This is a genomic window from Actinomadura geliboluensis (assembly GCF_005889745.1).
Taxonomy (GTDB): domain Bacteria; phylum Actinomycetota; class Actinomycetes; order Streptosporangiales; family Streptosporangiaceae; genus Spirillospora; species Spirillospora geliboluensis.
In genome coordinates this window covers 1-10,868 of the sequence record NZ_VCKZ01000315.1, presented here as the reverse complement: position 1 = coordinate 10,868, position 10,868 = coordinate 1, and the positions used below count along the sequence as shown (strand labels likewise).

General features: G+C 73.3%; 13 protein-coding genes and 1 pseudogene. 9 read left to right on the top strand and 5 right to left on the bottom strand.

Annotated features, from left to right (window positions below; genetic code table 11):
- Together ETD96_RS45215 and ETD96_RS32440 are read left to right on the top strand one after the other, a co-directional pair.
- A pseudogene (locus tag ETD96_RS45215) lies at positions 1-412 on the top strand (FAD-linked oxidase); the annotation flags it as partial.
- Positions 413-494: 82 nt separating this feature from the next.
- Positions 495-920, top strand: a complete 426-nt coding sequence (locus tag ETD96_RS32440) for a DUF3592 domain-containing protein (protein WP_138640301.1) — start codon at positions 495-497, stop codon at positions 918-920.
- Positions 921-972: 52 nt separating this feature from the next.
- Here ETD96_RS32440 and ETD96_RS32435 read toward each other — a convergent pair whose 3' ends face one another.
- Complete coding sequence (locus ETD96_RS32435) at positions 973-1,905, bottom strand: oxygenase MpaB family protein (RefSeq protein WP_138640300.1); 933 nt, start codon at positions 1,903-1,905, stop codon at positions 973-975.
- Positions 1,906-1,991: 86 nt separating this feature from the next.
- On the opposite strand from ETD96_RS32435, the gene ETD96_RS32430 reads away from it, so the two are divergent.
- The 3 genes from ETD96_RS32430 to ETD96_RS32420 all read left to right on the top strand — a co-directional run bounded on the left by ETD96_RS32430 (position 1,992) and on the right by ETD96_RS32420 (position 4,644).
- Complete coding sequence (locus ETD96_RS32430; RefSeq protein WP_138640299.1) at positions 1,992-2,609, top strand: TetR/AcrR family transcriptional regulator; 618 nt, start codon at positions 1,992-1,994, stop codon at positions 2,607-2,609.
- A gap of 68 nt (positions 2,610-2,677) precedes the next feature.
- Positions 2,678-3,385, top strand: a complete 708-nt coding sequence (locus ETD96_RS32425) for a trimeric intracellular cation channel family protein (protein ID WP_138640298.1) — start codon at positions 2,678-2,680, stop codon at positions 3,383-3,385.
- Positions 3,382-4,644 carry an amidohydrolase gene (locus tag ETD96_RS32420; RefSeq protein WP_138640297.1) on the top strand — a complete coding sequence of 421 codons (1,263 nt, stop codon included), beginning with the start codon at positions 3,382-3,384 and terminating at the stop codon, positions 4,642-4,644. Before ETD96_RS32425 ends, ETD96_RS32420 begins: the two co-directional genes overlap by 4 nt.
- Positions 4,645-4,711: 67 nt before the next feature.
- On the opposite strand, the gene ETD96_RS47725 is transcribed toward ETD96_RS32420, so the two are convergent.
- The 4 genes from ETD96_RS47725 to ETD96_RS32405 form a co-directional block, all read right to left on the bottom strand.
- Positions 4,712-5,038: a chitinase gene (locus ETD96_RS47725; RefSeq protein ID WP_274704661.1), complete on the bottom strand. Its 327-nt coding sequence runs from the start codon at positions 5,036-5,038 to the stop codon at positions 4,712-4,714.
- A complete protein-coding gene (locus ETD96_RS47720; protein WP_274704660.1) occupies positions 5,029-5,604 on the bottom strand; it encodes a glycoside hydrolase family 19 protein in 576 nt (191 codons plus the stop codon). Before ETD96_RS47720 ends, ETD96_RS47725 begins: the two co-directional genes overlap by 10 nt.
- 15 nt (positions 5,605-5,619) lie before the next feature.
- Complete coding sequence (locus tag ETD96_RS32410) at positions 5,620-6,141, bottom strand: lytic polysaccharide monooxygenase auxiliary activity family 9 protein (RefSeq protein WP_138640296.1); 522 nt, start codon at positions 6,139-6,141, stop codon at positions 5,620-5,622.
- A gap of 337 nt (positions 6,142-6,478) precedes the next feature.
- The gene (locus ETD96_RS32405; protein WP_171069345.1) at positions 6,479-8,305 is read right to left on the bottom strand and encodes a rhamnogalacturonan lyase; all 1,827 of its coding nucleotides are present in this window, start codon (positions 8,303-8,305) and stop codon (positions 6,479-6,481) included.
- A gap of 139 nt (positions 8,306-8,444) precedes the next feature.
- Between ETD96_RS32405 and ETD96_RS32400 the strand changes: the two genes are divergently transcribed.
- The 4 genes from ETD96_RS32400 to ETD96_RS32385 all read left to right on the top strand — a co-directional run.
- Positions 8,445-9,083, top strand: coding sequence for a hypothetical protein (locus tag ETD96_RS32400; RefSeq protein ID WP_138640294.1), 639 nt, complete (start codon positions 8,445-8,447; stop codon positions 9,081-9,083).
- An 86-nt stretch (positions 9,084-9,169) separates the two neighbouring features.
- Positions 9,170-9,862 (top strand): SCO family protein, encoded by a 693-nt coding sequence (locus tag ETD96_RS32395; protein WP_171069344.1) that lies wholly within the window; start codon positions 9,170-9,172, stop codon positions 9,860-9,862.
- Positions 9,859-10,320, top strand: coding sequence for a copper chaperone PCu(A)C (locus tag ETD96_RS32390; protein ID WP_138640293.1), 462 nt, complete (start codon positions 9,859-9,861; stop codon positions 10,318-10,320). The genes ETD96_RS32395 and ETD96_RS32390 overlap by 4 nt, the downstream gene beginning before the upstream one ends.
- The coding region (locus ETD96_RS32385) for a Dyp-type peroxidase domain-containing protein (protein ID WP_171069343.1) at positions 10,317-10,868 on the top strand (552 nt) is incomplete at its 3' end. The genes ETD96_RS32390 and ETD96_RS32385, both read left to right, overlap by 4 nt.

The following is a 10,868-nucleotide window of genomic DNA, read 5'->3' as shown; positions in this document are numbered from 1 at the left end:
CCCCGGCCCCGGCCTGTCCCGCGCCGAACTCCTCACCGGCCTGGACGACGAGGTCGCCGCCGCCCTGCTGGAACGGCCCGTCGCGCCGCTCCTCAGCGTCCAGGTCCGGCACCTCGGCGGGGCGCTCGCCCGCCCGTCCGGCACGCCCGCCGGGCACCTGGACGAGCCGTTCGCCCTCTACATGTTCGGCATCCCCGGCGCGGACGGCGGCGCCGCCGTCCGCGACCGCCAGCGGGAGATCGCGGACGCGCTCGCCCCGCACGTCACGGGCCGCAAGCCGTTCACCTTCCTGGCCCCGGGTGAGCGCGCGGCAGCCGCCTTCACCGCCCCGGCCCTGGAGCGGCTCCGGACCCTCAAGCGGGCCCGCGACCCGCGCGGGACGTTCCGCAGCAACTTCCCCGTCCTCGGCTGACCCGGCGCGACAACCGGACACATTGCGCCAATCACCGCCCAATCCGGAACACATGATCGCCGCGCCGCGTCGAACCGGTGTGGTGAGGACGAGGCCGCGGCTCCGGCGCGGCGTTCATGTGGGCTTCGTGTTCGGTGCCGTCGCGCTGGGGCTGATCGCGGTGACGTGGGGCGGCGGCGCGGTCGGCGCGGCCCTGGACCAGTGGGGCAAGCACAAGGTGACCGCGCGGGTCGTGTCCGTCCACGCGCACGAGTACCCGAAGTTCCTCGGCCTCCGGTACACCACCCGCGACGGCCGGAAGATCCTGACCGTCATGGACGAGCGGCACGCCGAGGACGTGAAGAAGGGCGCGGAGATCGAGGTCCTCTACGACCCCGACGACCCCGAGGAGGCGCAGCGGTACCAGCGGCTCGGGTCCGCACCGGTCGTGGTGGCCGCCTTCGCGGCCGGCGCGGCGGTCCTCGGCACCGCCGCGTACCGGACGCGCGGCAAGGCCGCCGCCACCTAGCCGATGCAGAAGTCGCGCAGCTCGTCGTCCGCGGGTCACATCGGAGGGGCGCTCACATGGGACGGTGGGCGAGGGCGCGCTCCAGGCGCTCCTGGGCGCGGGCGGCCTGCCGGGCGCGGTAGGCGATCGGCATGTACCGGACGCGTTCCGGCAGCAGCGGCGTGCTCCGCCCGATGACGCGCGCGGCGAGCCGCAGCCGGCGCTCGTCCGACGCGGTCCAGGACAGGCCGAGCTTCGCGCGCGCCGCCTCCGGGAGGGTGCCGATCGTGATCAGCCGTCCGAGCCGCCCGCCGGCCTCGCTCAGCGGCGCGACCGCCGGGCGCAGCGGCCGCGGCACGTTCGGCGGGACCTGGCTCATCTGCGCGAGCACCTCGTACGCCACCTTGTGCGGGACGAGGGTGTTGGCCACCATGTCGTCGAAGTACTCCCAGTACTCGGGGATGCTCGCCGGGAGCATCCGCTCCGGCACCCGCAGGATGCGGCCGAGCTGGAGGAACTCGTCGAAGATCTGCTGCTCCTCCTCAGGGGTCATCGGCGCGGGCGCGAAGTACTTCGACGCGGTGACGGCGGCGTAGAAGCCGGTGAGGTGCACCCACGCCCACGGCTCGGCCGACAGCGCGTGGTGCCGCCGCCCGTCCTCGTCCACCGCGCTGAGCGTCTTGTGCATCTCGCGCAGCCGCCGCCCCTCCTCGATGGCGGTGCGGCCGCCGTACACCCAGGTCTGCACCGAGGCGAAGCTGCGCGCCGCGCGGCCGAGCGGGTCGGTGCGGAAGCTCGACCGCCGGTCGACGACGGTCCCGATCGCCGGGTGCATGACCTGCAGGATGAACACGCTGTTGCCCGCGATCGCCGACGTGTAGAGCCCCATCTGCTCCCACAGCAGCGACCCCGGTCCGAACGGGACGGGCTCGCCGGGGCGCTCCCTCTCGGCCCCGCCGTCCGGGTCGGCGGGCGGGCTCGCGGGCGTCCCATCGGTCACCGTCATCTGCGCTACCTCCTGACGAAGCGACTGGGTTAAGCTAAACGCGAATAAGCAGTCGCTTACAAGTCGCGTTTCGGGAGGACCGGCCGATGGCCTCCTCACCTGGGCTGTCGCCCCGCAGGATCCCCTCGCAGGACCGTTCGCGCCGCACCGTCGAACGCATCCTGGAGGCCGCCACTCGCGTTCTGTCCGAGCGCGGCTACGACGGCGCGTCCACCAACCGGATCGCCAAGGCCGCCGGAATCAGCAACGGGTCGCTGTACCAGTACTTCCCCAACAAGGACGCGATCGTCATCGCCGTCCTGGACCGGTTCGCCGACCGTCTCGCCGACCGGCTCGGCGCCGAGATCGAGACCACGATGAGCCTGCCCTGGGAGGACGCCGGGCGGGCGCTGCTGGACGTCCAGATCCGGCTGTTCGAGGAGAACGCCGACCTGCTGCGCATCATCGTCGAGCAGGTGCCGCGGCTCGGCCCGTTCGACAAGCTCGCGGCGCTGCAGCGGCGGCTGACCGACCTCGTCCGCGTCTACCTGCTGCTCAACCGGGCCGAGTTCCGCCCCGACCTCGACATCGACGCGACGCTGTGGATCATCACCGAGACCGTCGGGCTGCTGTCCATCAAGTACGTCCTGGACCGGCCGCCCATCCCGCACGAGCGGATGGTGGACGAGCTCGCCGGCCTCGTCATCGGCTACATCCGCGGCTGACCGGGCGCGATGTCCCGCGCCGTTCGGGGCACGTCCATGATGGAGGGCCGAAGATCGGGAGGGCGGACGTGGCCGAGTGGCTGTCTCCGGAGACGCTCAACACCATCACGCGCTATCTCGACCTGGCCGGGGTGCTCGCCTGCGGGCTGCTGGGCGGCGTGGTCGCGCGCGCCGAGGGCCTCGACCTGTTCGGCTACCTCGTCGTCGGCACCATCTCCGGGCTCGGCGGCGGCATCATCCGCGACACCCTGCTCCAGCACGGCACCCCGGTGGCCCTGACGGACGCCGCCTACCTGCCGACCGCGTTCGCGGGCGCGTTCCTCGCGTTCCTGATCAGCCTCAGCGAGGAGCAGTGGGACCGGCTCTTCACCCCGCTGGACGCCGCCGTCATCAGCTTCTGGGCGGTGGCGGGCGCGCAGAAGACCCTCGCCGCCGGCCTCGGATGGTTGCCCGCGGTGCTGCTGGGCACCATCACCGCCGTCGGGGGCGGCGCGGTCCGCGACCTGCTGCGCGGCCGGGTGCCGAGCGTGCTCGGCGGCAACGCGCTCTACGCGACCGTGGCCGTCGCCGTCGCCGCCGTGTACACCGTCTGCTTCTACCTGAAGGCGCCGACGATCGGGATCATCGTCGGGATCCCGCTGGGGCTGGCCTTCCGCATGATCGCCCACCGCCGCGGCTGGCAGCTTCCCGGCGGGCTGGCGCTGGAGCAGTCCACCGCGCTGCGCAGGGTCCGGCGCAGGAGGCGGCGCGGAACGCGAAGGGGGGAGAGGCCATGACCACCGACACCGTCGACACCGTCCTCGCCGGGCTGGACGACGCCCGCCCGCACCTGGAGGACTTCTACACCGACCTCCACGCGCACCCTGAACTCGGCCTGGCCGAGCACCGCACGGCCGGACGGGTGGCCGAGCGGCTCCGCGCGTGGGGGTACGACGTCACCGACGGCGTGGGCGGCACCGGCGTGGTGGGCGTCCTCGCCAACGGCGACGGCCCGACCGTGCTGCTGCGCGCCGACATGGACGCCCTCCCCGTCAAGGAGGACACCGGCCTCCCCTACGCCTCGACCGCGACCGTCACCGGCGACGACGGGCGGCCCCAGCCCGTGATGCACGCCTGCGGGCACGACGTCCACGTCACCTGCCTGCTCGGCTTCGCCCGCCTCATGGCGGACGCGCGGGACGCCTGGCGGGGCACGGTCGTCCCGCTGTTCCAGCCGTCCGAGGAGAACTCCGCCGGTGCGAGCGCCATGGTGAAGGACGGCCTGGCCGACCGGATCCCGCGTCCCGACGTGGCGTTCGCGCAGCACGTCCTGCCCTACCCGGCCGGGTACGTCGGCGTGCGGCCCGGCCCGTTCCTGTCCGCCGCCGACAGCCTGCGCATCACCCTGTACGGGCGCGGCGGCCACGGCTCCATGCCGCAGGCGACCGTCGACCCCGTCGTCATGGCGGCGATGTGCGTGCTGCGGCTGCAGACGATCGTGTCCCGCGAGCTGACTCCCACCACCCCGGCCGTGGTGACCGTGGGCGCCGTCCAGGCCGGGTCGAGCCCCAACGTCATCCCCGACACGGCCGTGCTGCTCGTGAACATCCGCACCTACGACGACGTGACGCGGCGGCACGTCCTCGACGCGGTGAAACGCCATGTCGACGCCGAGGCCGCGGCCTCCGGCGCGCCGCGCGAGCCGGACATCGAACGCTTCGGCACCTTCCCGCCGACCGTCAACGACGCCGACGTGGCCGGACGCCTCGCGCGGGCGTTCGCCGCCCGCTTCGGCGACGACTCCCACGAGATCGAGTTGCAGACGGCCAGCGAGGACTTCAGCGAGATCCCCAAGGCGCTGGACGTGCCGTTCGCCTACTGGGGCATCGGCGGGATCGACCCCGCCCGCTACGCCGAGGCCGCCGAGCGGGGCACCGTCCAGCGGGACGTGCCCGTGAACCATTCGCCCCAGTTCGCCCCCGTCATCCAGCCCACGCTGGACACCGGCGTCACCGCGCTCACCGTCGCCGCCCTCGAATGGCTCGACACGCACTGACATGCGCTGACACGGGACGGCCCGCGCCCGGGGTGCCGGGCGCGGGCCGTCCGTCCGTCCGCGGGCGTCAGCAGGTCAGGTTGCCGCCGGCCGGGACGCCGAGGATCTGCGTGAACCGCTGGTAGGCGTTCACTCGGCTCTGGACCTGCGCCGGGTTCCTGCCGTCGCACTCCAGGGCGCCGTTGATGCTGCGGATCGTCTCGCCGAAGCCGCGTCCGTTGACCATGGCGCTGTGCCCGGTCATGGTCCCGGGACCGTTCTGGGTCATCCAGTACCAGAGACCGGTCTTCCAGGCCACGGACGCGTCCCGCTCGACGAGCCACGGGTTGTTCAGCAGGTCGATGCCGAGGGCGTCGCCCGCCGCCTTGTAGTTGAAGTTCCAGCTCAGCTGGATCGGACCGCGGCCGTAGTAGGCCGCCTGACCGGCCGGGCACCCGTACGGCTGGCTCGCGTCGCGTAGTGCGGGTAGTTGCCGGTGTTCTGCTCGACGATGTGGACGAGACCGCCGGTCTCGTGGTTGACGTTGGCGAGGAAGGCCGCCGCCTCCTGCTTCTTCACCGTGTCGCCGCCCGTGGTGGCGAAGGCGGGGAACGACGCCATCGCCGCGGTCAGGCCGCGGTAGGTGTAGAAGGAGTTGCGGCTCGGGAACATCTGGTCGAACTGGGCCTCGCCGACCACGAAGCCGGAGGGGTCGGGCGGATCGGGCGGCTCGGTGGAGCCGCCGCCGCACGTCCCCTGGTCCGTCCAGACGTAGGCGCTGCCGGGGGTCTCGTTCTGCGTCCACCACCGCGCCGCCCAGTTGTGCCCGTTGTAGGACACGGTCGCCCCGCCGGTGTAGGCGGTCGAGGCGTTCCAGGCCGCCGCGCAGTCCGCGGCGGCGGCGGGCGGGGCGGGCAGGACGGCCGGCAGCACCCCGGCCGCGAGCAGCACGGCGGCTAGCGCCGTCAGGAAGCGGTGCACCTCGTCACTCCCCCGTCACTGGACCTGGACGTCGACGCAGGCGTAGAAGGCGTTGGCGGTGTCGGCGATGTTCCAGACCGCGAGCACCTTCTGCCGTCCGCTGACGCCGCCGAGGTTGACGCTGTGGGAGACGCTGGACGGCGGCTGCTGGTCGTGGCCGTCGACGACCGCGACGCGCCGGCCGCCGACGTAGTACTCGTAGTTGAGGGTGCGGTGCCGGGCGGTGAACGTCCAGGTGAAGGTCACCGTGTTGCCGACGGTCGTGGCGCGCCACGGCAGGCTGTCGTCGTCGAGCTCGCGGAAGCGGGCGTTGCCGCCGCTGCAGCTCCGCAGGCCCTTCGGCCCTTCGACGCTCTGCGGCTCCCACTGGATCGAGCCGCACTGGACGATGCGCTGCGCGCACTGGGCCTGCCGGCTCATCGGGGCCGAGACGTAGCCGTGGGCGAGGGCGGCGGTCGCCGGGAGGACGACCGCGACGAGGGGGGCGACTCCGAGGCCCGCCGCGACGGCGGCGAACCTGCGTGCTGACTTCTTCATGGCGGGGGGTCCTTGGGTGAGCGGGGTGGTCATGGACGCGCGGCTGCCACCCGGCGATGGAGGGGAGCGGGGCATGAGAGACTCCATCGGATAGGAAACTTTCCTATCGGTTAGGCGCACGGTAACCCGCCGTCCGCCCGCGTTCAACCCTCCGTCGGGACGGCCGCCCCGGGCCCGGCATGACCAGCCCAGGCAGGAAACCGAACCAGACCGGCGCCCTTCCGAAGATTGGCGGGATCTGCCGACGGACGAGCTGGGGTTCGGCACTTTTCACGCGCGCACGAGGAAGCCGGCCGTCGCGCCGACGGCCGGCCGGGTGAAGGGGGGAGCGTCCTCGTCAGCGCACGTAGATCTGCGGCTGCACCGGAGCGGACATGCGGTCCCCGAGGAAGAAACTCGGGTGCGGCGGCTGGTTGTAGGCGGTGTTCTGCCAGGCCAGGCCGGTCCGGTACTGCGTGTCGTGCAGCAGCGTGTAGATCTTGCGGTCGGTGACGTCCCGGGTCGTGTAGATCCGGAGCCGGGTGTCGTCACCGGACGGCCAGACGACCTCCTCGCGCCAGTCGCCGAGGATGTCGCCGCTCAGCGACGGGACGGCCTTGGTGCCGTTGTTGGAGTGCACGCCCGACCCGGTCAGCAGCCGGGTGTCGCCGGACGACCCGTACTTGTCGATGTGCGTCCCGTCCAGCAGTTCCCGCACCGGGTCCGCGTCCCACCAGGCGAGGAAGTTGGCGGACGACGGCTTGCGCCCCGCGTTGTTGCCGGTGACGCTGCGCAGCTCGGACACCGAGGACGACCAGAACTCGGCACCGATCCGTCCCGTCCAGATGTCGCCGGCGACGCCCCGGCCGTTGTCGCAGCACGCTGACGTCTGCCACAGCACCTGCCCGTTGTGCGGGTCGATGTAGAGCGACGACGGCTGGCTCGACGACTCGCTGACCTTGAAGTACTCCAGGCCCGGCCGCGCCGGGTCGAAGTCGCCGAGGTGCTGGGCGTCGCCGTGGCCGGTGCGGGTCGTCCACAGGCCGTAGCCGTTGTCGTCCACCGCCATCGCGCCGTAGACGATCTCGTCGCGGCCGTCCTGGTCGATGTCGCCGACGGACAGGCTGTGCGAGCCCTGCCCGTCGTAGCCGCGCCCGGTGTTCGTGGAGCTGTCGGTGTCGAACGTCCAGCGGCGGGTGAAGTGCCCGTCCCGCCAGTCCCAGGCGGCGATCACCGTGCGGGTGTAGTAGCCGCGCGCCATGATCAGGCTGGGCCGGGAGCCGTCCAGGTAGGCGGTCCCGGCGAGGAACCGGTCGACGCGGTTGCCGTACGAGTCGCCCCAGGACGCGACGTTGCCGCGCGCGGGCACGTAGTCGACGGACTGCAGCGCGGCGCCCGTCCGCCCGTCGAACATGGTGAGGAACTCGGGGCCGCTGAGGATGTAGCCGCTGGAGTTCCGGTGGTCGGCGGAGGCGTTCCCGATGACCCGGCCGGTGCCGTCGACCGTGCCGTCCGCCGTCTTCATGGCGATCTCGGCGCGTCCGTCGCCGTCATAGTCGTACACCTGGAACTGGGTGTAGTGCTGGCCGGCGCGGATGTTGCGGCCGAGGTCGATCCGCCAGAGGCGGGTGCCGTCCAGCCGGTACGCGTCGATGTAGACGTCGCTGGTGTAGCCGCTCTGGGAGTTGTCCTTGGAGTTGGAGGGGTCCCACTTGAGCACGATCTCCAGGCGCCCGTCGCCGTCGAGGTCGCCCACGCTCGCGTCGTTGGCGCTGTAGTCGGAGCCCGGCCGCTGGATCGGGACGTCCAGGTACCCGTCGCCGAAGCGCAGGGACGCCTCCGACGCGGCGCCCTCGCTCCCGTTCACGATCGGCCGGACGGTGTAGGAGGCGTCCGCGGGCGCGCCCTGGTCCCAGTAGTTCGTCGAGCCGGTGACGGTGGCGATCCGGGACGACCCCCGGTACAGGGCGAACGCGGTGGCGGACGGGTCGGTGCCGAGCAGCCGCCATCCGACGTAGTTGCCGTCGCCGGAGCGGACGCTGATCAGCCCGCGGTCGAGGTCCTCGGCCTGGCGGGCGGCGGCGGCGAGCGACGCGGGCGCGGTGGCGACCGCGCCCGGCACGGCGGCGGCGACCGCGCCGGCGAGGACGGCGGGCAGCAGGAGCAGGCGGCCTGTGACTCTCACGGCGACTCCCTCGGGGGGTGAGGCGGGGGGCTTTCCACACGCCAGAAAGCGCTTTCAGTCGAACGTAAGGACGCCCCGCGCGCCCCGTCAACGCCCCTTTCACCATCAACCACCACCCATGTACTACGGTTCGTAGTACATGGGTCCGGACACCGCGAGCGACAGGGAGCGCGCCGACGGCGGCATGCGGCTGCTGAGGTCGGCGGCGTTCGCCGGCGTGTGCACGGCCGTGTCGGCGTCCGCGCACGCCGCGGCCTCCGGGACCGGGCTCCCGTGGTGGACGCTCGCGGCCGGGTGGGCGGGCACGCTCTGCCTGGCGGCTCCGCTGGCCGGGCGGGAGCGGTCGCGGCCCGCCATCATCGCGATGCTGCTGTGCGGGCAGATGGTCCTGCACGCGGTCTTCTGCGCGGGCCAGCAGCGGGCGATGCGGGACGCCCCGGCGATGCCCGGCCACCACGGCGCGGGCGTGGAGCTGATGCCCGGCCCGGACATGTTCGCCCTGCACCTGGCCGCCGCGTTCCTGCTCGGCTGGGTCCTGCACCGCGGCGAGCGCGCCGCCTGGCGAATGGTGCGGCTCTCGCGGCGGACGGCCGGCGCCCTCGCCGGTCCGCTGGCCGCGCTCCTGACCGCGCTCTTCGCGCGGCTCCCCCTGCTCCGCCTCCTGGACGCGCGCGTCATGGCGCGCCGCCGCACCGAGGACGAGACCGGACGGGGCGAGACCCCGCTGCTGGACCACGCCGTGGTCCGGCGCGGCCCGCCCGTCCCGGCGATGGCCTGAGCCGACCCTGATACGCCGCGCCCGGAGGCGCGGCGTGCTCGCCCGTGCGTCGCCGACGCTCCTCACTCCCTCTCCTTGGAGGCTTCATGCGTGCCCTTCTGCACGCCTCCCCCCGGACGGCCGTGCCCGTCCGGATGGCCGCCGCGGTCGCGGCGGTCTCAGCGCTCTCGCTCGCCGTGTCCGCGTGCGGCGGTTCCCCGGCCGAGAGCCGTCCGGCCGCCGCGACGACCGCGTCCCCGTCCTCGTCCTCGTCCGGTACGGCGATCAAGCTCGACCGACCGCTGGCGAAGCCCGCCCTGGCGCTGACCGACGACCGGGGCCGCCCGTTCGACCTGGTGAAGGCGACGGCCGGCAGGCCGGTGCTGCTGTACTTCGGCTACACCCACTGCCCCGACGTCTGCCCGACGACGCTGGCCGACATCGCCAACGCGGTGAAGGAACTCCCGGCGGCCGACCAGCGCAAGCTCCAGGTCGTCTTCGTGACCACCGACCCGGCCCGCGACACCCCGAAGCGGCTGCGCTCCTGGCTCGCCGCGTTCGACGCGCGCTTCATCGGGCTGAGCGGCGACTTCGCCGAGATCCAGCAGGCGGCACGGGCCCTCGGCATCGCCGTGGAGAAGCCGGTGAAGAACGCCGACGGGAGCTACGAGGTCACCCACGGCGCCCAGGTGCTGGCCTTCTCGCCCGCCGACGACAAGGGCCATCTGGTCTACACGTCCGGGACGACGACGCGGCAGTACGCCGCCGACCTCCCGAAGCTCATCGGGGGGACGGTATGAGGCGCCCGGCCGCCGCGCTCGCGGCCCTTGCCCTCGCCGCCGCCGGAACCGCCGCCTGCGCCTCGGACACAGAGGAAACCCCGGACGGCCCGCGCCTCGCGGTGAGCGGCGCGTACGTGAAGGAGCCGCCGATGAGCGACATGGCGGCCGGCTACTTCACGATCGCCAATACCGGACGGGATGACGACACCCTGACCGGCGTCACCAGCGACCTCGCGAAGCACGTCACCGTGCACACCACGAAGCCGAACGGGGCGATGGCCGAGGCCGGTCCGCTGACCGTCCCGGCGGGCGGCCGGCTGGTGCTGAGCACCGGCGGCTACCACGTGATGTTCATCGGGCTGGCCCGCAAGCCGGTGACCGGCGAGACCGTCACGATGACGCTGCGGTTCGCGACCTCGTCCCCCGTCACCGTGCAGGCGCCGGTGCGGCCCGCCTCCTACCGGCCCGCCCGATGACCGCGCCGAAGGGGATCACCCGGCGGCGGCTGCTCGGCACGGCGGGCGGCGCCGGGGCCGCCGGGCTGGCCGCCGGCGGTCTCGCCGGGTACCGGCGCCCCGGCGACGCCGGGACGCCGCTCACCGCCGTCGGCGGCACGGCCGTCCCGTTCCACGGGCGCCACCAGGCCGGGATCCTCACGCCGCTCCAGGCGTGCGGGCACCTCGCCGCGTTCGACCTGCGGCCCGGCGCGGGCCGGGCCGCCGCGGCGGCGCTGCTGCGCCGCTGGTCGGCGGCGGCGGAGGCGATGGCGGCCGGGCGGCCGCCCGCCGGGGACGACCAGGTCGCCCGCGACGCCGGACCGTCCTCGCTGACCGTGACGTTCGGGTTCGGCCGCTCGTTCTTCGGCAAGACCGGACTGGCGGACCGCATGCCGGACGCCCTGGTGGAGATGCCGCCCTTCTCCGCCGACGCGCTCGACCCGGCGCGAGGCGGCGGCGACCTGTGGGTGCAGATCGGCGCGGACGACCCCCTCGTCGCCGTGCACGCGCTGCGCATGCTGGAGAAG

What these genes read in the sequence shown, in the direction of transcription:
- ETD96_RS32390 (WP_138640293.1), top strand. Translation starts at nt 9,859, where the DNA reads ATGAGGCGCCCGGCCGCCGCGCTCGCGGCCCTTGCCCTCGCCGCCGCC.
- ETD96_RS32420 (WP_138640297.1), top strand. Translation starts at nt 3,382, where the DNA reads ATGACCACCGACACCGTCGACACCGTCCTCGCCGGGCTGGACGACGCC.
- ETD96_RS32430 (WP_138640299.1), top strand. Translation starts at nt 1,992, where the DNA reads ATGGCCTCCTCACCTGGGCTGTCGCCCCGCAGGATCCCCTCGCAGGAC.
- ETD96_RS32410 (WP_138640296.1), bottom strand. Translation starts at nt 6,141, where the DNA reads ATGAAGAAGTCAGCACGCAGGTTCGCCGCCGTCGCGGCGGGCCTCGGA.
- ETD96_RS32395 (WP_171069344.1), top strand. Translation starts at nt 9,170, where the DNA reads ATGCGTGCCCTTCTGCACGCCTCCCCCCGGACGGCCGTGCCCGTCCGG.
- ETD96_RS32400 (WP_138640294.1), top strand. Translation starts at nt 8,445, where the DNA reads ATGGGTCCGGACACCGCGAGCGACAGGGAGCGCGCCGACGGCGGCATG.
- ETD96_RS32435 (WP_138640300.1), bottom strand. Translation starts at nt 1,905, where the DNA reads ATGACGGTGACCGATGGGACGCCCGCGAGCCCGCCCGCCGACCCGGAC.